Origin of the sequence: Dietzia cinnamea NBRC 102147 (genome assembly GCF_001571065.1) — a bacterium.
GTDB classification, from domain to species: domain Bacteria; phylum Actinomycetota; class Actinomycetes; order Mycobacteriales; family Mycobacteriaceae; genus Dietzia; species Dietzia cinnamea.
This window is the reverse complement of record NZ_BCSW01000001.1, coordinates 154,074-178,448: the sequence shown is the minus strand read 5'-3', so window position 1 is coordinate 178,448 and position 24,375 is coordinate 154,074. Positions and strand designations below refer to the sequence as shown.

General features: G+C 72.2%; 19 protein-coding genes and 1 tRNA gene. 12 read left to right on the top strand and 8 right to left on the bottom strand.

Annotated elements, in window-relative coordinates; genetic code table 11:
* The first annotated feature begins 363 nt into the window (after positions 1–363).
* Positions 364–3,363, top strand: coding sequence for a type I DNA topoisomerase (gene topA / locus DCI01S_RS00825; RefSeq protein ID WP_061227515.1), 3,000 nt, complete (start codon positions 364–366; stop codon positions 3,361–3,363).
* A gap of 15 nt (positions 3,364–3,378) precedes the next feature.
* Here the strand turns inward: topA and DCI01S_RS00820 are convergent, their stop codons facing one another.
* On the bottom strand, positions 3,379–5,025 hold the full coding sequence (locus tag DCI01S_RS00820; protein ID WP_061227514.1) for an adenylate/guanylate cyclase domain-containing protein: 1,647 nt from the start codon (positions 5,023–5,025) through the stop codon (positions 3,379–3,381).
* 72 nt (positions 5,026–5,097) lie between these two features.
* On the opposite strand from DCI01S_RS00820, the gene DCI01S_RS00815 reads away from it, so the two are divergent.
* From DCI01S_RS00815 to DCI01S_RS00805, 3 genes are all read left to right on the top strand, one after another.
* Positions 5,098–6,315: a DNA polymerase III subunit delta' gene (locus DCI01S_RS00815; protein WP_061227513.1), complete on the top strand. Its 1,218-nt coding sequence runs from the start codon at positions 5,098–5,100 to the stop codon at positions 6,313–6,315.
* 122 nt (positions 6,316–6,437) lie between these two features.
* Positions 6,438–6,510 (top strand) — tRNA-Thr (locus tag DCI01S_RS00810).
* Between the two features lie 186 nt (positions 6,511–6,696).
* Positions 6,697–7,500, top strand: coding sequence for a crotonase/enoyl-CoA hydratase family protein (locus tag DCI01S_RS00805; RefSeq protein WP_061227512.1), 804 nt, complete (start codon positions 6,697–6,699; stop codon positions 7,498–7,500).
* A gap of 24 nt (positions 7,501–7,524) precedes the next feature.
* Here DCI01S_RS00805 and DCI01S_RS00800 read toward each other — a convergent pair whose 3' ends face one another.
* Entirely contained in the window at positions 7,525–8,223 is a 699-nt protein-coding gene (locus DCI01S_RS00800) for an IclR family transcriptional regulator (protein ID WP_109148461.1), read from the bottom strand.
* Positions 8,224–8,479: 256 nt separating this feature from the next.
* On the opposite strand from DCI01S_RS00800, the gene DCI01S_RS00795 reads away from it, so the two are divergent.
* The 4 genes from DCI01S_RS00795 (at position 8,480) to DCI01S_RS00780 (ending at position 12,998) form a co-directional block, all read left to right on the top strand.
* Positions 8,480–9,646 carry an acyl-CoA dehydrogenase family protein gene (locus DCI01S_RS00795; RefSeq protein WP_061227510.1) on the top strand — a complete coding sequence of 389 codons (1,167 nt, stop codon included), beginning with the start codon at positions 8,480–8,482 and terminating at the stop codon, positions 9,644–9,646.
* 104 nt (positions 9,647–9,750) lie between these two features.
* Positions 9,751–10,812, top strand: a complete 1,062-nt coding sequence (locus DCI01S_RS00790; protein WP_061227573.1) for an acyl-CoA dehydrogenase family protein — start codon at positions 9,751–9,753, stop codon at positions 10,810–10,812.
* Positions 10,813–10,824: 12 nt separating this feature from the next.
* On the top strand, positions 10,825–12,024 hold the full coding sequence (locus tag DCI01S_RS00785) for a CaiB/BaiF CoA transferase family protein (RefSeq protein ID WP_061227574.1): 1,200 nt from the start codon (positions 10,825–10,827) through the stop codon (positions 12,022–12,024).
* Between the two features lie 83 nt (positions 12,025–12,107).
* Complete coding sequence (locus DCI01S_RS00780; RefSeq protein WP_061227509.1) at positions 12,108–12,998, top strand: hypothetical protein; 891 nt, start codon at positions 12,108–12,110, stop codon at positions 12,996–12,998.
* Between the two features lie 102 nt (positions 12,999–13,100).
* Here DCI01S_RS00780 and DCI01S_RS00775 read toward each other — a convergent pair whose 3' ends face one another.
* Positions 13,101–13,934, bottom strand: coding sequence for an HNH endonuclease family protein (locus DCI01S_RS00775; RefSeq protein WP_061227508.1), 834 nt, complete (start codon positions 13,932–13,934; stop codon positions 13,101–13,103).
* A 311-nt stretch (positions 13,935–14,245) separates the two neighbouring features.
* On the opposite strand from DCI01S_RS00775, the gene DCI01S_RS00770 reads away from it, so the two are divergent.
* From DCI01S_RS00770 to DCI01S_RS00760, 3 genes are all read left to right on the top strand, one after another.
* Positions 14,246–16,231 carry a glycosyltransferase family protein gene (locus DCI01S_RS00770; RefSeq protein WP_061227507.1) on the top strand — a complete coding sequence of 662 codons (1,986 nt, stop codon included), beginning with the start codon at positions 14,246–14,248 and terminating at the stop codon, positions 16,229–16,231.
* A gap of 119 nt (positions 16,232–16,350) precedes the next feature.
* The gene (locus DCI01S_RS00765; RefSeq protein WP_061227506.1) at positions 16,351–18,447 is read left to right on the top strand and encodes a DUF6541 family protein; all 2,097 of its coding nucleotides are present in this window, start codon (positions 16,351–16,353) and stop codon (positions 18,445–18,447) included.
* A 91-nt stretch (positions 18,448–18,538) separates the two neighbouring features.
* On the top strand, positions 18,539–19,477 hold the full coding sequence (locus DCI01S_RS00760; RefSeq protein WP_061227505.1) for an SDR family NAD(P)-dependent oxidoreductase: 939 nt from the start codon (positions 18,539–18,541) through the stop codon (positions 19,475–19,477).
* A gap of 11 nt (positions 19,478–19,488) precedes the next feature.
* Here the strand turns inward: DCI01S_RS00760 and DCI01S_RS00755 are convergent, their stop codons facing one another.
* Genes DCI01S_RS00755 through ppgS form a run of 5 tightly spaced genes read right to left on the bottom strand, consistent with a single transcriptional unit; the run spans position 19,489 to position 23,351 of the window.
* A complete protein-coding gene (locus DCI01S_RS00755) occupies positions 19,489–20,253 on the bottom strand; it encodes a superantigen-like protein SSL4 (RefSeq protein ID WP_061227504.1) in 765 nt (254 codons plus the stop codon).
* An 11-nt stretch (positions 20,254–20,264) separates the two neighbouring features.
* The gene (locus DCI01S_RS00750) at positions 20,265–21,917 is read right to left on the bottom strand and encodes an alpha/beta hydrolase (protein WP_061227503.1); all 1,653 of its coding nucleotides are present in this window, start codon (positions 21,915–21,917) and stop codon (positions 20,265–20,267) included.
* The gene (locus tag DCI01S_RS00745) at positions 21,914–22,183 is read right to left on the bottom strand and encodes a hypothetical protein (RefSeq protein ID WP_146193791.1); all 270 of its coding nucleotides are present in this window, start codon (positions 22,181–22,183) and stop codon (positions 21,914–21,916) included. Before DCI01S_RS00745 ends, DCI01S_RS00750 begins: the two co-directional genes overlap by 4 nt.
* A gap of 20 nt (positions 22,184–22,203) precedes the next feature.
* Complete coding sequence (locus DCI01S_RS00740) at positions 22,204–22,590, bottom strand: DUF2304 domain-containing protein (RefSeq protein WP_061227501.1); 387 nt, start codon at positions 22,588–22,590, stop codon at positions 22,204–22,206.
* Positions 22,587–23,351 (bottom strand): polyprenyl-phospho-N-acetylgalactosaminyl synthase PpgS, encoded by a 765-nt coding sequence (gene ppgS / locus DCI01S_RS00735; RefSeq protein ID WP_239550367.1) that lies wholly within the window; start codon positions 23,349–23,351, stop codon positions 22,587–22,589. Before ppgS ends, DCI01S_RS00740 begins: the two co-directional genes overlap by 4 nt.
* Before the next feature lie 63 nt (positions 23,352–23,414).
* Here ppgS and DCI01S_RS00730 point away from each other — a divergent pair, with 63 nt between their 5' ends.
* Positions 23,415–24,311, top strand: a complete 897-nt coding sequence (locus DCI01S_RS00730) for a glycosyltransferase family 2 protein (RefSeq protein ID WP_061227500.1) — start codon at positions 23,415–23,417, stop codon at positions 24,309–24,311.
* Positions 24,312–24,375 lie beyond the last annotated feature (64 nt).

Genomic DNA, 24,375 nt, shown 5'->3' with positions numbered 1-24,375 from the left:
CGCGGCCACGGCCGGAATGCCGGAACTGTAACAGGTTGCAATCCGCGGTCGTGGGTGTTCCTCCCAATCATAGACCGACCTGTCTATCTCTGCCACTCACGACGGTGTGGCCTGGGGGGACGACGACGAGGGGGCGCTCGCGTCCGGGGTGCATATAGAGGAATAGGCCGGACCGTCCCGGGGGGTGGTGGCGTCCGGGTGGGCGTGCTCACGGTGCCCGCGCAGGGGTGGATCGCGTTTCTTCCCGTGACGGACCGGCCTGGTATGAATCTGTATGGAAAGGCTCCGGCACGCGTACCGTAACCGGGACCGGAGTCGACGGCGGGCGTCGCCGACGGATCAGCGCAGGTTGGGAGCACTCCAGTGGCGAGCAAGAAGACAGCATCGGGCGGCAAGCGGAGCCTGGTGATCGTCGAGTCCGCCACCAAGGCGCGCAAGATCCAGCCCTATCTGGGGTCCGACTATGTGGTCGAGGCTTCCGTCGGTCACATCCGCGACCTGCCCAAGGGCGCCGCGGACATCCCGGCCAAGTACAAGAAGGAGCCGTGGGCGCGGCTGGGCGTGAACCCGGAGGACGACTTCGAGCCCATCTACGTGGTCAGCGCCGACAAGAAGAAGAAGGTCTCCGAGCTCAAGAAGGAGCTCGCGGGGGTGGATCAGCTCCTGCTGGCGACGGACCCCGACCGCGAGGGTGAGGCGATCGCCTGGCATCTCCTCGAGGTGCTCAAGCCCAAGGTCCCCGTCAAGCGCATGGTGTTCCACGAGATCACCAAGCCCGCCATCCTCGCCGCCGCCGAGAACACCCGCGAGCTGGACACCGACCTCGTCGACGCCCAGGAGACCCGCCGCATCCTCGACCGTCTCTACGGATACGAGGTCTCGCCCGTGCTGTGGAAGAAGGTCATGCCGCGGCTGTCCGCCGGGCGTGTGCAGTCGGTGGCCACCCGCGTCATCGTCGAGCGCGAGCGCGAGCGCATGGCGTTCGTCGCCGCCGACTACTGGGACATCACCGCAACCCTGGCGACGCAGCGCTCGGCCGGAGGTGACGCCGGTGAGCCACGCAGCTTCACGGCCAAGCTCTCCGCCGTCGATGGCGCCCGGGTGGCGCAGGGCCGTGACTTCGGCCCGGACGGCAGGCTGAAGACCACCGGCGCAGCCAAGGACTCCGTCGTGCTCGACGAGCCCGCGGCCCGCGCGCTGGCCGGGGCTCTCGACGGTGCCGACTTCGTCGTCGACACCGTCGAGTCCAAGCCCTACACACGGCGCCCCTACGCGCCGTTCATGACCTCGACCCTCCAACAGGAGGCCGGCCGCAAGCTCCGGTACACGTCCGAGCGCACCATGCGCATCGCGCAGCGGCTGTACGAGAACGGCTACATCACCTACATGCGAACGGACTCCACCACCCTGTCCGAGGGTGGCATCGCCGCCGCCCGGGCGCAGGCGACGGAGCTCTACGGCAGCGAGTACGTCTCGCCCACGCCGCGGCAGTACACGCGCAAGGTCAAGAACTCGCAGGAGGCGCACGAGGCCATCCGCCCCGCCGGTGAGTCATTCGCCACCCCCGGCCAGCTGCACAGCGTGCTGGACGCGGAGGAGTACCGCCTCTACGAGCTGATCTGGCAGCGCACCGTCGCCTCCCAGATGGCCGACGCCCGCGGCACCTCGGTGAGCATCCGCATCAGCGGGCAGGCCGGGGCCAACGCCTCCGGATACTCCCGCGCCACCTTCTCCGCCTCCGGCCGCACCATCACGTTCCCGGGCTTCCTCAAGGCCTACGTCGAGGCCGCCGACGATGCCGCCGAGTCCGCCGACAAGCCCATGGCCGACGACGCCGAACGGCGCCTGCCGCAGCTGTCCGAGGGACAGCACCTCACCGGCTCGGACCTCCTGCCCGAGGGCCACACCACCAGCCCGCCGGCCCGCTACACCGAGGCCAGCCTCGTCAAGGCGATGGAGGAGATGGGCATCGGACGCCCGTCGACCTACGCCAGCATCATCCGCACCATCCAGGACCGCGGCTACGTCTACTCGCGCGGCAACGCGCTCGTGCCCAGCTGGGTGGCGTTCGCGGTGGTCGGGTTGCTCGAGCAGAACTTCGGCCGGCTCGTCGACTACGACTTCACGTCCCTCATGGAGGACGAGCTCGACGCGATCGCCGAGGGTCGGGAGAACCGGAGCGACTGGCTGCGCCGCTTCTACTTCGGCGTCGGTGGCCCGGGGGGCCACGGCGAGGGGGGTGAGGGCGACGCGGACTCGAACTACGCGGTGGGGCTGAAGAACCTCGTCGACGTGAACCTCGAGGCCATCGACGCCCGCAGCATCAACTCGATCCGCGTGTTCGACGACGCCGAGGGGCGCCCCGTCTACGTGCGCGTCGGTCGCTACGGTCCGTACCTCGAGCGGATGGTGACGGGCGAGTCCGGAGAAGAGGAGTCGCAGCGCGCCAACCTGCCCGAGGGTATGAGCCCCGACGAGCTCACCCTGGAGGTGGCCGAGAAGCTCTTCGCCACCCCGCAGGACGGGCGTCCGCTGGGCGTGGACCCCGAGACCGGGCACGAGATCGTCGTCAAGGACGGACGCTACGGGCCCTACGTCACAGAGAAGCTGCCCGAGCCGAGCGACGCCGAGAAGGCCGCGTGGGCGAAGAAGGTGCTCGCCGACGCCGAGGCGGAGAAGAAGCGGATCGACGCCGAGCGCGACGCCGCGATCGCCGCGGCGAAGGACGACGAGGCCAAGGCGGAGGCCAAGAAGGCCGCCACGAAGGCCAAGGCCGCGGTCACGCGCAAGGCGAAGAAGGACTCCGAGAACCCGACCGGGCCCAAGCCGCGGACCGGGTCGCTCATGCAGTCCATGGACCCGGCGACGGTCACGCTGGAGGACGCGCTCAAGCTCCTGTCACTGCCCCGCGTCGTCGGCGTCGACCCCGCCAGCGGCGAGGAGATCACCGCACAGCTCGGCCGGTACGGGCCGTACCTGAAGAAGGGCACCGACTCGCGCACCCTCGAGTCCGAGGACGCGGTGTTCACGGTGACGCTCGAGGAGGCGCTGAAGATCTACTCCGAGCCCAAGCGTCGGGGCCGCCAGGCCGCTGCGCCCAAGGCACTGCGCGAGATGGGGATCGACGAGGTCTCCGGCAAGCAGATGCTGGTCAAGGACGGCCGGTTCGGCCCCTATGTGACCGACGGCGAGACCAACGCGTCTCTGCGCAAGGGTGACACCGTGGAGAGTCTCACCGATGCGCGGGCCGCCGAGTTGCTCTCGGAGCGTCGGGCCAAGTCGCCGCCGGCCAAGAAGGCCCCCGCCACGAAGTCGGGCGCCCGTAGAGCCCCGGCGAAAAAGGCGGCCTCCTCCCGTCGCTGACGGACTGCGGGTCGGTCAGAGCGTCGCGTCGTCGACGACCGCGTCGGCTGCCGGAGCGGCGGCGGGGCGTGCGTCCGACGCCGCGGATGCGACGGACCCGGCGTCGGTCGCGGACCGCCGTACGGCGTCGCCCGCCTGCCACCGATCCGCCAGGGTGGGGCGAAGGGGCCGAGCGAGCTGGGTCATGATCCCGCGGCCGCGCAACTCGACGCTCTGGCCCAGCACCCACCGCGCGGCTTCCGGGCCGTCCGCGTGGTGGATCGTCGCCGCCGAGGCCAGCACGTGCCCCTGCTCCATCTTGGCCAACGTCGTCAGGCGCGCGGCCTCGTTGACCGGGTCGCCGATCACCGTGTACTCGAACCGCTTGGCGTGACCGATGTGCCCGGCGATGACCGTCCCGTAGGAGACGCCGATGCCCGCGGAGAGCGGCGACAGCTCGGCGAGGCGGCTCTGCAGTGCGCGGGCGGCGCGCAGGGCGCGGCCGGCCTCGTTGTCCACCTCCAGGGGCGCGCCGAAGACCGCGAGGAGTGCGTCTCCCTGAAACTTGTTGATGTACCCGCCGTTGGAGTCGACGGCCTCGACCGCGATCCGGAAGAACTCGTTGAGCACCGACACGACCTCGGCGGGCTCGTGTGCTGCCGCGAACTCGGTCGACCCGGTGAGGTCCACGAACAGCACCGCGACCTCCCGCTCCTGCCCACCGAGTTCGGTGCCGCGCTCGAGGGCGTTGCGGGCAACGTCCTCGCCGACGTAGCGGCCGAACAGGTCCTGGATCGCCTCGCGCTCCTGCAAGCCGGTCACCATCTCGTTGAAGCCCTGCGCCAGGCGGCCGATCTCCGAGCTGTCGTAGATTGTCACGCGCGTCTCGAGGTCGCCCTGCTTGACGCGGCTGACACCCGCTTGCATCTCGCGGACGGGGTCGGCGATCGAGTCCGAGACCAGCCCCATGCCGATGGCGCCGGCGATGACGGCGACGCTCGCCAGGACCGCCAGCGCGACGAGGATGGTCCCGGGGTCGTCACCGAACAGTCCGAACCAGTGGCCGGTGAGGATGAGCAGGATGCCCGCGATCGGGATGACCGTCGTCAGCGCCCAGCCCAGGAAGATCCGGCGCCGGACGCCGGGGACGTGCCGGTTGGCCGGCACGCCGCTGGCCAGCGCGCGCACGGTGATCGGCCGCATGATCCGCTCGGCCTGGAGATAGGAGATGAGGACGGTCGTGCTCCCGCCCAGGAGGCTCGTCACCGACACGATGAGGGCGAGCCTGGGGGAGTGCCCGACGTTGACGGCGGCGAACAGCAGGGTCCCGATGAGCCACATCGTGCCCGAGATGATCGCCTGGTGGAACGGCAGACGCAGGGTGCGGCGGCGGATGGCGCCGTCGAACTCCGCGCCCGCCCGGTCCACTCTGAGCACGGGTAAGAGGAGCAGTGTGGAGGCGATGACTCCGCCGATGAAGGCCAGCACCAGGTAGCCGATGAAGAGGTACTGGTTGAGGAACCGGAACTCGTCGAGGTCCAGGAACCGGTCCACCGGCAACACGAAGCGCAGGAACGAGAACACGAAGACCGCGCCGATGATGTTGGCCTGCACCATCGTGAGCGCATACACGGGCCAGGGGGTGGCCCACAGCCACCTGAACAACCTGACCCAGCGCTCCATCGGTCCCAGCCTAGTTCGCGCCGGTGCCGGTGGGGGCTCAGGTGTGTCGGTCCGCGGGGATAAGGTGGGGCCATGCCCGGGGTGTTCGAACGATTGGCCGGACAGGCCGACGTCGTGGCGGAGCTGACCGCTGCCGCGACGGCCGCCCGTGCCCGCGTCCCGGGCCAGGGGTGGGACGAGTCCGACCCGCGCATGGTCCACGCGTGGTTGTTCACCGGGCCGCCGGGCAGCGGACGCAGTGTGGCGGCAATGGCATTCGCGGCGTCCCTGCAGTGCGAGGACCCCGACGTGGTGGGGTGCGGTCGGTGCCGCGCGTGCCATACCGTCCTGGCGGGAACTCATGCCGACGTCCACCTGCTCGCCCCGCAGGGCGTGAACATCCTCCTCAAGGACGTCAAGGAGACCATCCACCGCGCGGCCAGCCGTCCAGGGACCGGTCGGTGGCAGATAGTCGTGGTGGAGGAGGCGGACCGGCTCACGGAGCAGTCCGGCAACGCGCTGCTCAAGGTGGTGGAGGAGCCGCCGAGCCGGACCGTGTTCCTGCTGTGCTCGCCGACCACCGATCCGATGGACATCATGGTCACACTCCGCTCGCGGTCGAGGAACGTCGCGCTGCGCCAGCCGAACGCCGAGGCGGTCGAGCGGGTCCTTCTCGCCGACGGCGACGCGATCGAGCCGGATCTCGCGCGGTGGGCCGCCTCGGTTTCCTCCGGGCACGTGGGGCGGGCGCGGTGGCTGGCCACCGATGAGGCGACCCGCGAACGTCGGGACGTCGTCCTCCAGCTGCCGATGGTCATGCACAACCCCGGGCGGGCCTTCCCGCTCGCGAGCCGGCTCGTCAGTTCCGCCGAGCAGGAAGCGCTCGCGCGCAACACCGAGTCGGACGAGCGAGAGGTCGAGGAATTACGTACCGCCCTCGGCGCCGGCGGCACAGGTAAGGGCACCGCGTCCGCCGGCCGCGGGGCGACGGGCGCGGTCAAGGAACTCGAACGTGCACAGAAGTCCCGGCGAACCCGCTCCACCCGTGACTCGCTGGACCTCGCCCTGGTCGACCTGGCCGGCTTCTACCGGGATGCACTCATCGTCGCGCTCGGTGCCCGCGACGTCGCCGCGGTCCACCCCGACAAGGCCGAGGAGGCTGCGCGCCTCGGCGGGCACTATTCGGCTGCCTCGATCCTCAAGGCGATCGAGGCGGTGCAGGAGTGCCGGGCCGCGATCAAGGTCAACGTCAAGCCGAAGTTCGCGGTGTCGGCGATGGTCGGTGCGATTCGCGCGGCGCTCGGCTCCTGACCCGCCAGGCTGGAGTGGGCCGGCGTGAGCGCCGGGGGAGTGACGGCGGAGGCGTCCCGGCGCGGGCCGTTTTTCGGCTCAGGGGGTCCGTCGGATATAGTTGCGTCGCCCCACAAGGGCTCGCCGCGTTAGCTCAGTCGGTAGAGCATTTCACTCGTAATGAAAAGGTCGTCGGTTCGATTCCGACACGCGGCTCCGCAGAGAGTTCCTCAGACCCCCGGTCCTCACGGCCGGGGGTTCTGTCGTTCCGCAACCGTGCGTACGGGCGGACCCGAGACGGCGGTGATCGTTGACGGTGACGCGCCGGGTCGATACTGTCGGGTAACGGTTTACGTAGTTAGATAGCGAGCCGGTTTCCGCGACCACGAAAGAAGTCCCCTCATGGCCTCAGCGCCCCTGCTCGTCGAGCGAGCCGACCACATCGAGACGTGGACCCTGAACCTCCCGGACACCCGCAACCCCATCTCGGATCCGGCCATCGTCGACGCCCTCTGTGGGCAGGTTGCGGTGGTCAATGCCGACCATGATGTGCGCGCCGTGGTGCTCACCGGCGCGGGTTCGGCGTTCTCGGCGGGCGGCAACGTGAAGGACATGGCCGACCGGGCCGGCATGTTCGGGGGTTCGCCGTATCAGCTCCGCGACGGCTACCGCCACGGGATCCAGCGGATCCCCCGCGCCCTGTACCACTGCGAGGTCCCTGTGGTGGCCGCGGTCAACGGGCCGGCCGTCGGGGCGGGGTGCGATCTCGCGGTGATGTGCGACCTGCGGGTGGCGTCCACCAGCGCGTGGTTCGCGGAGAGTTTCGTGCAACTGGGCATCATCCCCGGCGACGGCGGGGCCTGGCTGCTCACCAAGGCGATCGGTCCGGCGCGCGCGGCGGAGATGGCTCTCACCGGCGACCGGGTGCGGGCCGAGCAGGCCGCCGAGTGGGGCCTGGTCAACCAGGTGGTCGACCCCGACGACCTGATGGACGCGGCTCGCGGTCTCGCGGCGCGGGTTGCCAAGAACCCGCCGCACTCGGTGCGGATGGCCAAGCGGCTGCTCCGCGAGTCCCAGCACCAGTCGCTGGAGTCGCTGCTCGAGCTGTCCGCGTCGATGCAGGCCCTGGCCCACCACACCGAGGATCACCGCGAAGCGCTCGCGGCGTTCGGGGAGAAGCGCGCCGGTCGGTACGAGGGGCGGTAGCCGGCGGCGGCCGCGGGTCCTCGGCTACCGGAGGCCCCACGAGGTCGCGTGCTCGAGGCACGCGCTCGCGAGTTCGTCCTTGCGGGCGAGGATCTCGGCTCGGCTGCCGATCACGCCGACCGTCGCGATGGTGCGGCCGCGCTCGCGCAGTGCGACGGAGACCCCGTCCCCGCCGTCGACGGCCACCCCGGGCGCGCGGCAGACCCCGGTGTCGATCAGGTCGTCGAGGGCGGCGAGGAACCGGTCGACGTACTCGGCGTCCTCGCGGGGCCGAGAGTTGAGGTAGGCCCACACGTCCCGCCGCTCGCGGTCCGCGAGGAGCAGCCACCCGGACGAGGTCCGCAGCAGAGAGCGACGCAGTTTGTTCTCCGCGAGGTAGGCGTAGTGCGGGTCGGAGGAGACAAAGTCCACGTAGAACAGGTCGTCGCCGACATCCGTCGACAGAGTCGTCGTGAGCCCGGTCTGTGAGTGCAGCGCCTCCAGCTGCTCGTGGGACACCGAGGTGACGGGCGGGCGTCCCGCGATCACGTTGAGCAGGTACGGGGCGGTGCCGAGCGTGTAGATCCGGTTCCGCTCGTCGAGATATCCCACGGCGACCAGGCCGTTGAGGAGTCCCTGGGTGGAGCTGATGGGCGCGTCGAGGGCCTTGGCCACCGCGGTCAGCGTCATCCCCGAGCCGGAACGCGCGACGAGTTCCATGATCGCGGCGACCCTGTCGACCATCCGGTGGCGTGGTCGTTCGGTGGCCCGGCCGACGTCGCTCGCGGAATCGCCGCCCGTCGTCTCGCTCTCCGTCATGAGGTAACAGTATCCGGCCTCTCGGAAAACAGCCCAGTGATCCGTAGACACGTACCCCATTCCGTCATTGCGTAAGACTCGCGACCGTGCGATGCTGTTCCCGTGGCGCTGGTCACTATCGGCGCCGGGAATCCCCGAACCGGCTAACCCCGGTCACCGCACCCCGACCCGAGGAGCACCGATGAGGTCCGCGCTCGCCCCACCCACGACCCTGGCGTCGGAGCAGATGACCGCCCTGCGGGCGGAGGTCCGTGCCTTCCTCGCGGACGAGATCGCGGCGGGGCGACTGACCCCGTGGATCGACACCTGGCTGACCAAGTGGGACGAGGACTTCACCCGGCGACTGGCCGAGCGTGGATGGGTCGGGATGACGATCCCCACCGAGTACGGCGGTCGGGGACGCACGTTCCTCGAGCGCTTCGTCGTCACCGAGGAACTGCTCTCCGTGGGCGCACCGGTGGCAGCGCAGTGGGTCGCCGACCGGCAGATCGCCCCATCGCTGCTGCGCTACGGCACCGAGGAGCAGAAGCGCGAGTACCTGCCCAGGATCGCGGCGGGCGAGTGCTGCTTCGGCATCGGGATGAGCGAGCCGGACTCGGGCTCCGACCTCGCCAGCGTCCGCACGAAGGGCGTGAAGGTCGACGGCGGCTGGTCGATCACCGGAACCAAGGTGTGGACGTCCGGCGCCCAGCACGCCGAGGCGTTCATCGCCCTCTGCCGGACCGAGCCCCTCGACACCACGATCCGCCACGCGGGCCTGAGCCAGTTCATCGTCGATCTGCGCAGCGAGGGGGTGACCATCCGGCCGATCGTGTCGCTGTCGGGCGACCACCACTTCAACGAGGTGATCCTCGACGAGGTGTTCGTCCCCGACGCCATGGTGTTCGGGGCCCTCGGTAACGGGTGGGAGCAGGTCAATTCCGAGCTCGCCTTCGAACGCAGCGGCCCCGAGCGGTTCCTGTCCTCGTTCCGCCTCTTCGCCGCCGAGATCGGGGCGGTCGCGGAGGGAGCGCTGCCCGCCCGCGCGGACCTGGGTCGGTCGGTGGCGCGGATGGCCGGCCTGCACTCGCTGAGCCAGAACATCGCCGGCGCGCTCCAACGAGGTGAACCCGCCGACACCGCCGCCGCGCTGGTCAAGCTGCTCGGCACCACCACGGAGGGGGACCTCGTCGACGCGGTCTCCACCGGCCTCGGCGACGAGTTCCGGCCGGGCGACGGCGACGCGGCGGCGTCCGAGCTGGCCGACCTGCTCCGCGCCGGACTCCATCAACGCCCCGGCTTCACGCTGCGCGGCGGGACCAACGAGATTCTGCGCGGCGTGATCGCGCGGGGACTGGGGATGCGATGAGCCACGCCACCACTGATCTGCAGACCACCACCGACCAGCAGGCCGCCACATCCGACCAGCAGGCCGCGACCGCCGACCTCGCCGTCGACGAGGACCTTCTGGCCATGATGGGCGACGTCCTGGCCGAGCACTCCGGCCCGGGCATCGAGCCGGACCCCGCGGCCGTGTGGCGGACCCTGGCAGAGGTCGGCCTCGCCCGGCTCACCGCCCCCGAGACCTCAGGTGGCAGCGGTGCCGGTTGGGCCGAGGCGGCTGCCCTTCTCCGCCTGTCCGCGGCCGCGGGAGTGGCCGTTCCCTACGCCGAGACCGACCTCGTCGTCGGGCCCCTCCGCCGCGCCGCCGCGCTCGACGACACCTCCGCCGGAACGGCGACCCTCGCGGTGCTCGGCCCCGACGGACACGCACGGAGGGTCCCCTGGGCGGGTGCGACCGACACCGTCCTGTTCGTGCGACCGGCAGGAGGGGACGACGACGAGGTGGGCGGCCGCCCGGCCGGCGGGTACGAGGTGGCCGAAGTGCGGACCGGCCGGACCGGCGTCGCGGCGGCCCGAGGGGTCTCCGCGGTCCCGCTGGCCGACGTGACGCCGCCCGAGGACGTCGAGTGGACCGCCGTCGAGCCGGGCCCGGTCGAGGTCGCAGTCCTGCGGGGAGCGTTGGCGCGAGCGGTGCAGTGCCTGGGCGCCGCCGAGGGGATGCTCGACTCGGCCGTCGCGCACACCACCGAGCGGACCCAGTTCGGCCGGCCACTGGCCCGATTCCAGTCGGTGCAGAACCTCGTCGTCGACATCGCCGCGGAAACCGTCCTCGCCCGGGCGGCGGCCGATCAGGCCGTCGCCGATGCACTGGCCACCGACCTCGCCGGTCCGCTGTCCGGATTCCGGGTGGCCGTAGCGCGAAGCGTCGTCTCGCAGGCGCTCGCCGTGGCCGTCCGCAACGCACACCAGGTCCACGGCGCGATCGGGACGACCCACGAGCACACCCTGCACCGCGTGACCCTGCCCGCCCTGCAGTGGCGTGGGGAGTTCGGCTCGGCCGCCTACTGGGAGTCGCTGCTCGCCGACGCGGCGGTCCGCGACGGCATGGACGGTGCGTGGCCCCTGATCGTCGAGGGCGCCCCGGTGGAGAGCCCCGCCGCCGCGTGGCTCGACCGCGTGACGGGAGCCTGAGCCGTGACCGACATGCCGCGCACCGGCGCGCTCACCGACATCCGGGTGGTGGACCTGTCCCGCGTCCTCGCCGGTCCCCTGTCTGGGCAGATGCTCGCCGACCACGGTGCCGACGTCATCAAGGTCGAGCCCCCGGACGGGGACGAGACCCGCGGGTGGGGGCCGCCGTTCGTGCGGGCCGACCACAGTGCCTACTTCGACGGGCTCAACCGCAACAAGCGCAACGTGAGCATCGACCTGCGCACCGAGGACGGGCAGGCTCTGCTGCGGCGGATGCTCGAGGGCGCGGACGTGGTGATCGAGAACTTCAAGGCCGGGACCCTCGAACGGTGGGGGCTGGCGGACGAGGTGATCGCCGAGCGGTTCCCGCGACTGATCCACTGCCGCATCACCGGGTACGGCGTCGACGGCCCCCTGGGCGGGGCGCCGGGCTACGACGCGGTCCTGCAGGCGCTGTCCGGCCTGATGAGCATCAACGGAGAACCCGAGGGCCCGGCGATGCGGATCGGCATCCCGCTGGTCGACATCGTCACCAGCCTCAACGCGATGAACGGGATCCTGCTGGCGCTGCACGCCCGCGAGTCGACCGGGCGCGGGCAGTTGATCGATCTCGCGCTGCTCGACAATGCCGTGTCGATCCTGCACCCGCACGCCGGGAAGTGGTTCGCGAGCGGCGAACAGCCTGTCAGGACCGGGGTCGCCCACCCGACGATCTGCCCCTACGAGACCTTCACGTGCGTGGACGGTCCCTTCTTCATCGGGGCCGGCAACGACCGCCAGTTCCGTTCCCTCGCGGCTGCGCTGGGCGCGCCCGACCTCGCCGACGACCCCCGTTTCCGCACCAACTCCGACCGGCTCGCGCACGCGGAGGAGCTCCGGGTGATCCTCGGGGATCTCGTCGGCTCGATCGGCCGTGAAGACCTCGCGGCTCGGCTCCGCGCCGCGGGAGTGCCCTCCGGGGCGGTCAACCAGGTCGGCGAGGCACTCGAGATGCCGCACGTCCTGCACCGCGAGATGGTGGTCGAGCGGGAGGGGTACCGCAGCGTCGGGATTCCGGTGAAGATGTCCGAGACGCCCGGGTCCGTCCGTTTCGGCCCACGCCCTCGCGGGGCGGATACCGACGAGGTGCTCACCGGGTTCGGGATCGGCCGGGCGGAGGTGGCCCGCCTGCGCGAGGCGGGCGTGGTGAGCGGCGGGGACGGCCGCCCCTGACGGCGCCCCTGACCCCGGCGGGACGGCGCGCCCGAACCCGCGTTCTCGGTACCCTCGGAACCAGTACCGAGAAAGGTCGTGTCGTGGAATTCCTCCTCATCGCCGCAGTGATCGCGGTGGCCGTCGCTGTGATCTCCCGCAGCCAGAACAAGGGCCAGACGCAGCTGGAGGCGCACCACAACCGTCATCTCGAGGACTACCGCGCCGAGGCGTCCCGCTGGATCGAGCGGCTCGGCGGGCAGGTCTTCAATCTCGACGGCACGGACGAGGCGTCGAAGCAGGCGATGGCCGACGCCTCCGAGCGCTACACCGCCGCCGTGGCGGAGCTGGAGAAGGCGCGCACGCCCGTGCAGGCCCAGCTGGCCAAGGACACCGCGCTGGAGGGCCTGTACTACGTGCGCGCCGCCCGTTCGGCGATGGGCCTCGACCCCGGCCCTGAGCTGCCGCCGACCCCCGGCCAGGATCGCGCCGGCCGGGTGACCGAGGACCGCGAGGTCGAGGTCGAGGGCCGCAAGTTGAAGGCCGCCACCGACCCGAGCGACGAAACCCCGCACTACTACCCGGGTGGTGTCGTGGCGGGCCGCCCGGTGCCCGCGGGCTGGTACTCGGAGCCCTGGTGGGCGTCCGCGCTGGCCACCGGCGTCTGGACGATGGGCTCGATGATGATGTTCAACATGCTGTTCGCCGGAATGGCGGGCGTCGGCTACTCCGGTGAGGATTTCGCGGCCGGGGTCGGCGAGGGCGGCGCCGACGTCGGTGACATGGGCGGCGCTGACGGCGGCGACGGCGAGGGCTTCTTCGACGGCGGCCTGTTCGGCGGCGACGGTGGCGAGGGCGGAGACGCCGGTGGTGACGGCGGTGGTTTCTTCGACGGCGGGCTCTTCGGCGGCGATGGCGGAGGGGGAGACGGCGGCGGCGGGTTCTTCGACGGGGGTCTGTTCGGCGGCGACGGCGGCGGCTTCTTCGACTTCTGAGCGGCCGGATCGATCAGCCCGGGCAGGTCGACCAGCCCGGGTGCGCCGCTCAACAGTCCGCCCGGCCCGCCCGGCCCGCCCGGCCCGCCGGGCCCCCGGGCGTCAGCAGCTTGCCAGGATCCGGTCCATCGCGTCGCGCTCGGCGGCCGTCACCCACAGCCCGTAGCGCTCCTTGACCAGCACCTGCCGTGACACGTACGAGCAGCGGAACTCGCGACGCGGCGGTAGCCATGTGGCGGTGTCGCCGTCGCCCTTCTGCTGATTGGCCCACCCCGCCACGGCCATGAGGTTCAGTGGGTCGTTGGCGAAATCGCGCCGCTGTTCCTCGGTGAGCTGCTGGGCGCCCTTCTGCCACGCGTCCGACAGCGCCACCACGTGGTCGATCTGCACCTCCGAGGAGGTGTCCTGTCCGCGCGTGAACTCGATGCGCTCCCCGGTGTACGGGCCCTCGAGGACGCCGGTGAGGACCACGCAGTCGCGGGTTCCCGGCCGGAAGGTGAGGTCCGTGAGGTCCCGCTTGAGGATGTCGTTGCGGGTGTCGCAGCCGTTGCGCCCGAATTCGACGGACACGTCGTCGGTCCAGGACTGGCCGAACAGGTCGCGGTCGTAGCCCGTCCTGGGCGCACGGCCCTTAACCTCGAGTTGCGGTAGCGCCACCTTCGCGGCGATGACCTGCGGGTCGCCCGACAGGTCCGCTGGCGGCGCGGGGTCGGCCGGCGGCGCGGGGTCGGCCGTTGTGCCCGCGTCCGGCGCGGGCGGGGCCGGTGGGATCGGCGACGACGACGAGACGGGCCCGCCCGGATCGACCTGCGAGCTCTGGGGAGTTCCGGTCGTGCCGGGAGCGCCGTCCCCGGCCTCCGCGCACCAGCCGATCCCTGCCAGCATGGCCACACCGAGGACGACTGCACCGACTGCACGAGGGGTTCCGGAACTCATGCGGGGCACCCTAGCGACGGCCTCGGACATCCCCGCCCGCGGCAGGGCATCAGCAGACGCGGCTGCGCATCAGCGCGAGCGCATGCACGCGGCCCGGCCCACAGCCGCTCTCCTCCCTGGCGTCTCGCTCCCGTGGATGCGCGGGATATTCATCGTCGCTCCTCGCCATGGCGTCTGGCCTGCGCAGGGGGACGGGCGAGACGCCATGGCCGCGCGCGGCTGTGGCCGAGGCGGCGTGTGCGGACTTTCCCGGCCGACGCGCGCGGACACCGAAGACTCCGGGGCCCGGGATCCGGCTAGCCTTGCCCGCGATGCCGCCCGCGACCCCCGACCGCAGCCCCGCACCCGCCGAGACGGATCCTGCCGCCGAGACCGGTCCGTGCACCGAGTCCGCGCCCGCGCCCTCCCGCCCCGTGCTCGGCCGCCGCGCATTGCTCGTGTCCTGCGCGTTCGTGGTGCTGGCGGCCACGGGGGTGCGGCTGTGGGTCGCGGCGGCGGGCTGGTTTTACTGGGACGACCTCATCCTCCACGGCCTGGCCGCCCGGCACGCGTGGCCGGATCCGGACCTGCTGTTCACCGACCACGACGGTCACCTCATGCCCGGCGGGATGGCCCTGGTCTGGCTGTCCGCCCATCTGGCGCCGCTGGACTTCCGGATGCCGCTGCTGCAGATCGCACTGCTCCAGCTGGTCTCCGGCGCGGCGCTGGCCCGCATGCTGTGGGTGCTGCTGTCGGGGCGGACGGCCCTGCTCGTCCCGCTGACGGCGGCACTGGCGATCCCGCTGGGCCTGCCCGCCGCGACATGGTGGGCGGCGGCGCTCAACGCGCTCCCGCTCACCGCCGCGATGGCGTTGGCCGTCGCGTCGATGGCCCTCCTCGCGCGCACGGGCAGGACGCGGCACGCGGTGGGTGCGGCGATGGCCACCGCGCTGGGGCTGCTGTTCGTGGAGAAGGCCCTCATCGTCCCGGCGGTCGCGGCCGTCGTGCTGCTGGGCGGGTGGTGGACGACGAGCGGAACGCGCGCCGACCTGCTCGCACTGTGGCGGCGGACCCGCGCCGCCTGGCTCGCTCAGGCCGTGATCGTGGCGGTGTGGGCGGCGGTCTTCCTCGTCGTCGTCGGCCGTCTCGGCGGGGGCACGCTCGACCCGGACCCGAACGGGGCGGCGAGTGGCGCGGCGAGTGGCGCGACCGGCTCTGTAGGCCCGGCAGACGGGGCGGGAGGCGACGGCGCACCACTGCGGTTCGCGGCTCTGGTCGACCACGCCTACCGGCTGGCAGTCGCGCCGACGCTCGGCGGAGGGCCGTGGCGGTGGGATCGCTGGCACCCCGGTCCGCCGATGGCCGACCCGCCCCTCGCCGCGGTGATCGCCGGAGCGGCCGCGTGCGTGGCCGTGCTGGCGTGGTCGCTGACCACCCGACGCCGCACCGGCGCGATCTGGGCGGGCGCGGCGCTGTACCCGCTGGTCCCGGTGGTCCTCGTGGCGGTCGGCCGCGCCGGTCCGGACACCGCCGCGGAGATCGTCCAGACGCTGCGCTACCACCCCGAATATCCCGTCGTACTGGCCGCGGCGGCAGCCCTCGCCCTGGCGGCCCCGCGGCGTGGAACCGGGCCGGCGACCCGAGGCGGGCCGCACCGCACGCACATCGCACCGACGCGCGGCGGGTGGCCGGTCGCGGGCGCGCTCGGCCTCGTGGCGCTGCTCGCCTCGACCGCGGTCTCGACCGTCACCTACCGGCAGACCTGGGCCGAGCAGCCTGCCCGCGACTACCTCCAGCCGCTGCTCGCCGCGCTGCACGAGCGCACCGAACCGCTGCTGGACAAGGACGTCCCGCCCGAGGTGCTACTGCCCGTCGCGGCCCCCGCGCACCGGCTGTCCTGGCTGCTCGTCGGTGTGTCCGGTGTGCCGGAGGTGGGGGCGTGGACCCGTGAGCCGGTGGTGATCGATGCGGGCGGAACCCTCCGGCCGGCCGACGTGGTGCCCGGCCGCTCGCTCCCGCAGGGTCCCGAGCCGGGCTGCGGCCACCGGATCGACGCGGACGGCGCCCGGATCGAGCTGGACGGGCCGCTGATCGGGCGCGACTGGGTGGTGCGGCTGCACGTGTTCGCCGAGACCGACGGTCACATGTCCGTGCGCCTCGACGACGGCGAGCCCGCGGTCGTGCCCGTCGAAGCGGGCCTGGGCACGGTGTACGCGCGTCTCGTCGGCGGGGGGAGCGGACTCACCGTCGCCCCGCTCGCGGGGCTGTCCGAGCTGTGTCTGGGCAGCGGACCGGTCGGGGTGCTCGTGCCGCGCTGAGGTCTCCCGACGCGGTGGCCCATAATGGGCGGGTCGGCAAGGCGGGACACGAGACGAGCCCGCGGGCCGGGACGAGACGCTGACAGGGCGGGGAACGGAGGCAGGTCATCGACATCGCGATGGTCATGATGACCCTCACCGCGCTCCTGGTGGTGCCCGGCGTGATCGTCGGCACCGCCGCGCAGCTGCCCCTGCGGCTGTCGGTGGCCACGTCGATCCCCGTCTCCTTCGGTATCGCCGCGATCGCCGGTTACGTCTACGGCCGGATCGGCGTGCCGTGGTCGTTGGGTGGATATGTGGTCGCCACGGCCGCCACCGCCGCCGTCGTGGGTGCGGTGGGGTTGGCCATCACCGGGGTGTTGTGGATGGCGAGACGACGACGAGCGCGCCGATCCCGGCCGGCGGAGGGGCGTGGCGGTCGTCGGCGCGCGCGGTGGTGGCTGCTGCCGGGTGCGGCGGTGCTGGTCAGCGCCTGGCTGATCGGGCAGATGATCATCACGGAGCTGTCGGCGATGCCGGGCGGCACCGCGAACATCTTCCAGGGGTGGGACGCCCACTGGCACGTCAACTACATCCGCTTCATCCACGACGTGGGCCTGGCCTCGCCTGATCAGGCCGGTGCGCTGCGGTACCCGGAGAACGGCGCGACGCTGTACTACCCGAGCACGTGGCACGCGATCGCCGCGCTCGTAATGGGGTTGTGCGGCATCGGGGCGGTCGAGACGTACAACCTCGTCCAGATCGGCAGCGTCGCGCTGGTCTTCCCGCTCGGCGTGGCGGCGCTGGCGTGGCTCATCACGCACCGGTCTTTCTCTCGGCCGGTCGTGGCCACGTCTGCGGCCGTCGCCGCGATGGCCACCCCGCTGTTCCCCGGATTGCCGTTCGTCGAGGTGATGGTGGCCGCTACCCCGTCCGCCGTGGCCAACGGGATGGCCGGTCTCGGCGCCGCGGTCGTGGTGGCGGCGCTGGCGGACCGGCGGCTCATCCCCGCCGCGGCACTCGGCCTGGTCGGCATCGGCGGCGTCCACCCCTCGGCGATGGTCACCGCCGGGGCGTTCGTGCTGTTCTGGTGGCTCTTCGACGGGCTGTGGCGGCCGGTGCGGGGACGGATTCGCGATTTCGTGGTGCTGGCCGGCATCGGCCTGGCGGGGGTGCTGACGCTGCTGCCGCAGGTCCTCACCGTCTCGGAGGAGGCCGACGACATCTCGGCGTTCGAGTTCGAGATCGGCGCCGATCGCGCCGCGACGTGGGGCAAGGCGGTCGCCCTGCAGGTCCGGCACGTCGAGGACTGGGGCGTGCGCTGGGTGCTCCTGTCTCTCGCGGTGCTGGGGCTGCTCGTCATGCTGCGCCGCCGCGTGGTGTGGCCGCTCCTGCTGTGGGGCGGTCTGCTCGTGGTGTGCGTGAACGCCATGAGCGTCTTCGGCAACTGGACCGGCGGCGTGCTCCGAGGGATCGGCAGCATCTACTACAACGATCCCCGCCGGATCGGGGTGGTGCTCGCCGTGGTGGTGGCCGCCGCCGTCGGCGTGGGCGTGGGCGCCACCGTGCAGGGCCTGGCGGGCTGGCTGGGCCGGCTCATGGACCCCGTCACCGATCCCGAGGGCCGCGGCGTGGAGCTGGCGCGGGTGGCCGTGGCGCTGGCCGCCCTGGTCGGCGTGGGCTCGTGGGTCGTGCAGGCCTCGCCCGAGTACGCCTCCGCGGCCGGCACCAGCCAGCGCTGGGGCCGCATGGTCGACCAGCACGACCTGCGTGCTTTCCAGTGGTTGTCCGAGCAACCGCAGGCCTACTCAGGACTGATCTACACGAACCCCGACGAGGGCTCCGGGTGGATGTACGCCACCCATGGCCTGCCCTCGACGGCGCGGCACTACCTGCAGCCCGGTTCCACAGCCCCGCTGACGACCTACCTGTTCTCCCGGATGGACCGGGCCGGCGAGGACCCGCGGGTCGATCAGGCGCTCGCCGACCTGGGCGTCACCTACGTGTACGTCAGCCCGCCGAACTACTGGGGGTTCCAGGGGCCCAACAAGCACCTGCTCGACCTGACGACCACGCCCGGCCTGGTCACCGTGTACGCGGATTCTCAGGTACGCATCCACGCCGTGCGCGCCGCGTTCACCGACGCCGAGCTCGCGCAGATCCTGGAGGACTCGCCGTTCCCGCCGGAGCGGCGGACCCCGCTCACCAGGGCGACGGAACTCTACGGGCCGGAGTGAGCTCGCGGGGAACCCCGCGGTCGTATCGTGAACACTGTCCTCCGACAGGGGGGAGCGGCGGCGGGGCCCGTCGCACGAGGGAGGGGAACGTATGCGTGCACTGGTGACGGGCGGGGCCGGGTTCATCGGCTCAACCCTGGTGGACAGACTGTTGGGCGAGGGCCACGACGTGACGGTGGTGGACAACCTGTCGCGGGGGCGGTTGGAGAACCTCGCGGCCGCGCGCGAGGCGGGTGACCGCTTCGTCTTCCACCAGTTGGATCTCACCGACCCGGCGATCGAGGACGTCGTCGCGGAGGCCCGGCCGGAGGTGATCTTCCACCTGGCCGCGCAGATCGACGTGCGCCTGTCGGTCGAGGACCCGGTGCACGACGCCGAGGTCAACGTGGTCGGCACTGTCCGCCTCGCGGAGGCCGCGCGCAAGGCCGGTGTGCGGCGGGTCGTCTTCACGTCCTCCGGCGGGTCGATCTACGGACCCGTCACCGAGCTTCCGGTCGCGGAGACCCGCCCGGTCGATCCGCTGAGCCCCTACGCGGCGGGCAAGGTCGCCGGTGAGATCTACCTGGAGATGTTCTCGCGGCTGTACGGCATCGAGTGGGCGGGCGTGGCGCCGGCGAACGTGTACGGGCCGCGTCAGGACCCGCACGGCGAGGCCGGCGTCGTGGCGATCTTCTCGCAGCGTCTGCTCGCCGGGCAGCCCACCCGGGTGTTCGGCGACGGTGGCAACACCCGTGACTACGTGTTCGTCGACGACGTGGTGGACGCCTTCGTGCGCGCCGCCGAGGTGCCGGCCGCCGCCGGTCTGCGGTTCAACGTCGGCACCGGGGTGGAGACCACCGACCGTGGACTGCACTCGCTGGTCGCCGAGGCCGCGGGCGCGGCCGACGATCCCGAGTACGCGCCCGCCCGCCTGGGCGATGTCGCCCGCTCGGCGCTGGACGCCGGCCGCGCGGCCGAGGTGCTGGGCTGGGTCCCTCAGGTGACGATCCGTGAGGGCGTGGCCCGCACGGTCGACTACTTCCGCGACTGATCCAAGCGGGTTTACTCGCCCCGCTCGTCGCCGTCGGCCTCGTCGGCCGGCTCGGCCGCCCCCGCCTCCTCTGTGGTCCGAGCCTCGGCCGCGTTAGCGTCGAGCGCGGCGGCTCCGACGGTGTTGGGCTGGGGGAGTACGTTCGGGCGGGGGAGGAACGGCCGCAGCAGGTCCGGGAAACCGGGCGCGGGCCGGGCACCGTCGGGCTGCCGCACCTCGAGGCCGCCCTGACCACCCTGCGCGCCACCCTCACCCTGGTCGGCCTCTCCGCCGCCTGTCTCGCCGGTGCCGGGGCCCGCGCCGGGGGCGTCCCCCGGGGCGCCCTCGGTCCCGGCGCCCCCGCCGGGGTCCGGCGCGGGCGCCGCCGGCGCGACGGGGACGGCGGGCGCAACGGGCGCGACCGGTGCCTGACGGACCGGCTGGACGGTGGCGTCCTGCCGCGCGGGGGCCGCGGTCGGCACGGTCGTCGAGGGCGCCTGCGTCGCGACGGGCGTGGAGGTCGCCTCCTCCGAGGCCGTCTCGGTGGGCGGCTCGCCGGTCTCCTCCGAGGTGGTCTCGGTGGTCGTCTCGGAAGTGGTGCTCGCGATCGGCTCGGCGGTGGGGCCGCCGGTCTGGGCGGCCTCCACCTGGGCGCGGGCGCGCTCGACGGCCTGGGCGCTGCGGTGGGAGTCGTACCAGAGGCCGGTCGTGATGAGGCCGACGGACAGGACCCCCAGTGCGCTCATCCCCACGGCGGTGAGGGACGGGCGGGTGAACCTGGTGTCGAGCGATGCCATAGGCCCCAGTATCAGACAGCCTCCGTGCGAACGCCAACACCTTCCCCCGCCGCGCGCGTAGCCGGCGGGACGACCGTCAGTCGTTCGGGCGCTTCCCAGGTGACCTCGGCGTCGCCGTAGGGTTCGCGGTCGCGGTGCAGCCAGAGGCCGGCGACATGCCGCCGGAGGACGGGCAGCAGTTGGCCGTCGTCGCCGCGTCGGACGGAGGTGTGGCGGGCGCGGATCTCGCGTTCGCGCCACAGGGGTACCGGACCGCCGAGCATCACGGTGAGCATCGCGCGGAACGCGTCGCAGTCGCGGTCGAACACCCCGCCGTGCCCGCGGGTGCCGTAGACGGGCGTGCCGTCGGCGAAGTAGCCGGTGTCGAGGCGCGCGCCGCCGTCGCCGAGGTCGGAGTGCGACCACTGCCGCCGCAGCCCGAAGCGGACCTGGAGCAGCTCGACGGGATCGCCCGGTGCGGTGAGGGTGTAGCGGCGCACCGGGCCGGGGGCGCGCCAGTCCGACGGCCCCGTCACCCCCACGCCGAGGTCGGGGGATTCGGCGTAGATGACCCGGTCGGCGCGCAGGCCCAGGCGCTCGGCGGTGCCGACGATCCGCCCGCCGTAGGAATGACCCACCACGGTCAGAGCGGCGCCGGGGCACTCGATCTCGATCACCCGGTCGACCTCGCGGCAGAACCGGACCAGCCGCGGCGCCATCGTCTCGGCGTACCGCGGGTTGCCGGCGTCGGCCATGATGTCCTGCGGGAACTCGCCGTCGAGGAACGCGATCACCGCCAGTCGGCCGTCGGCGGCGTCGACGAGGTCCACGGCGACGTCGGTGTTGACGTGCGACATGTCGAGGTTGGTGCCGGTGCCGGGGACGTACACCGCGACCGCCTCGGTGCGCGGCCCGAGGTCGCCCACGACCTCGATCATCCGGCCACCGCGCCGCGGGGAGAAGGCGGGGAAGGAACGACGACGACGACGAGCGTCCCGCCGCGCCATGGTCTCCAGTCTCCCTATGCGCGGGGACCACGGGGTGCCCGCCAGCTGCTCACGGTGGAGGGCCCTGCGCACGGCCACCGCGTTGGCGCGGGCCCGCATCGGCCAGGGCACGCCGTACGTCCCGCCGACGGCCTCGGGCTCGGCGAGGGCGAGCACGCGCCTGTCGGCGACCGGCAGGTGCTCGATCCGCGAGTAGACCTCCTCGGGCTCGGCCGTCGCCCACCCGGCCACGGTCGCGGCCGTGTCGATGCCGCCGGGCGCTATCCCGGTGGCCCCGCTGCCCTCGGCGCTCGGGTCGGCGCGCCCATCTTCCGCGGGCCCGGCGGGCCCCGCGAGCCTGGCCAGGTCGGCGAGCGCGTTGTGCCGGGCCCGGTCCAGCCGCTCGCGCTGCCGGGCGCGCTGCGGCGCGGGCAGGGGATCCGGGCCGTCGAGGTCGTCGACGGAGTCCTCGGCGAGTTCGACCAGCCGGTAGACGCCGGCAAGCTGTTCGTCGAGGCCGCGGGCCTCGCCGTCGATCGCGTCGGCGAGGGCGTCGAGCGCGGGGGATCGGGTCGGTGCGGTGAGCAGGGCGTCGCGGGCGGTCGCGAGGGCGTCTCGCGTCGCCAGGAGGGCGGCGGCCAGCTCGAGCAGCGCGACGACCCGGGCCGGCGGCGGGTTCTCGGGCAGTGCCCCGGTCATCGGATGCCTCGGTGCGGTTGGGACGCGGCCACCGCGCGGGCCGCCTCGCCGGCCGACGCTTCGGACAGCGTGCCGTCCGCCAGGGCGCCCGCGATTTCGGTCAGTCGCGCGATCCTGTCGGCGGCGGGGCTCAGGAGGGCGCGGACCTCGTCGTCGTCGCCCCTCTCGGCCCCCGCCGTGTCGGACGCGTGCCCGCCTCGGGCGCGGTCGAGGCGAGCGCCCGCCACCTCGAGGCGCCGCAGCAGGCGTGCGGCTTCGCCACGCACGGCGTCGTCCACGGGCGGGGTCAGGGCCGCAGCGGGTCGTCGTCCGCCGCCGGCTTCATCGCGCGGACGTCGACCGTGTCGTCGGGACGCACGGCGTTCTGCAGGGCGAGGGTGCGCGCCAGGCGCGAGTAGCGCAGCTCCTGCTCGCGGAACCGCACGTAGGTGGAGACGGTGACAAAAGCGAAGCCCATGACCAGCGCGTACAACACCAGGTCGGTGCCGCGCTGCACGCCGAGGGCGTTGGCGATCACCGTGAGGTCGTCGGGGCGGATCACGGCGTACACCATGAACACCACGAAGAGGACGAACCCGATCTTCACGCCCGCCTTGGCCCGCGCCTTCCGGCGGTTGGCGAGGAAGAACAGCACCAGTGCGGCGCCGGCCAGCAGGAGCAGGACCTTGATCATCGGGGCAGCCTCCGTCCCACGAAGCCGTCGGAGAGGATGTTGATGCCGTTGAGCAGCGACTGCCCCTTGGACATGGAGTATTCGGTGTAGAGGATGTCCACCGGCTGCTCGGCGACCCGCCAGCCGTGCGAGTCCATGAGCTCCACGAACTCGCTGGCGTGGCTCATGCCGTTCATGCGCAGGTTGAGGTCCTCGGCGACGCGGCGGTTGAACACGCGCAGCCCGTTGTGGGCGTCGGTCAGGCCGAGCCGTCGGGTGCGGGGGCTGAGCAGCACCACCGTGCGCAGGACCAGGCGTTTGATGAGCGGCACCTGGTCGTCCTCACCGCGCGGGCGGCCGAAGCGGGTGCCCACGATGATGTCCACCGGCTCGCTGCGCAGCCGCTCGACCATCGCCTGCACGTCCTTGACCTGGTGCTGACCGTCGGCGTCGAACGTGACGAAGTAGCGGGCGCCGGGCTGGGCGCGGGCGTACTCCACACCGGTCTGGATGGCCGCCCCCTGGCCGAGGTTGACCGGGTGCCGCACCAGGTGCGCGCCGGCGCGGTGGATCGCCGAGGCCGAGTCGTCCGCCGACCCGTCGTCCACCGCCACGATGTTGGGGAACGTCTCGCGCGCACTGCGCAGCACGTCCTCGATCACGGTGCCCTCGTTGAAACAGGGCACGATGAGCCACACATCGCGGTTGCCGACGGGGCCGTGGCCGCCCGCCGGTCGGTCCGCCGCTCCCGGCTCGCTGTCCCGCACTCTGTCACCCGTCATCGCGGGTCGATACTATGCGATCAGTCGGACAACCCGGTGATGAGAAGGACGGCGGTTCCCCTGATGGCCATTGACGTGATGCTCCCGTACTACGGGGACGTCGACCACTTCAAGAAGGCCGTGGACAGTGTCCTCGCCCAGACCTACCGGGATTTCCGCCTCGTCGTGGTGGACGACGGCTACCCGGATCCCGAGCCGGCCCGCTACATGGGCGAGATCACCGCGCGCGACGAGCGGGTCTCGTACGAGAAGAACGAGGTCAACCTCGGCGCGAACGGCAACTACCGCAAGTGCGTGGAGATGGTCACCGCGCCGATCGTGGTGATCATGGGTGCCGACGACGTCATGCTGCCCAACTACCTCCAGGTGGTGGCCGACGGGTTCGCCGCCGTGCCCGACGCCGCCGTGATGGAGGTCGGCGTCAGCGTGATCGACGAGAACGGTGCGCCCGTGCGCGGCCTGTCCGACTCGGTCAAGGCGTTCACGCAGCCCAAGACGCAGGGCCGCACGGTGCTGCACGGCGAGAAGCTCATGACCTCGCTCATGCACGGGAACTGGACATACTTCCCGTCCCTGGCGTGGAACTCCGAGTGGGTCAAGCGGATCGGTTTCCGCGAGGGACTGGACGTGGTGCAGGATCTCGCCCTGCTGGTGGACGTCATCACCGGCGGCGGCCACATGATCTACGACCCGACGCTGGCGTTCCTCTACCGGCGTCACTCCGCGTCCGACTCGTCGGTGCGCGCGTTGGACGGGCGCCGGTTCGACGAGGAGGCCCGCTTCTTCGGCGGCGAGGCCGACGCCTTCGCCGCCCGCGGGTGGAAGAGTGCAGAGCGCGCGGCGCGGCTGCACGTCACGTCGCGGCTCAACGCACTGTCGCTGCTGCCGACCGCCGCGAAGGCAGGCAAGCTCGCCGAGGGCGGGAAGAAGCTGCTCGGGCACACGTTCCGCAAGTTCTGAGCCGACAGGGGCGACCCCGGTCGTGTCAGTGGTGGCGTTCCTGGCGATGGAGGCGGTGGTCACC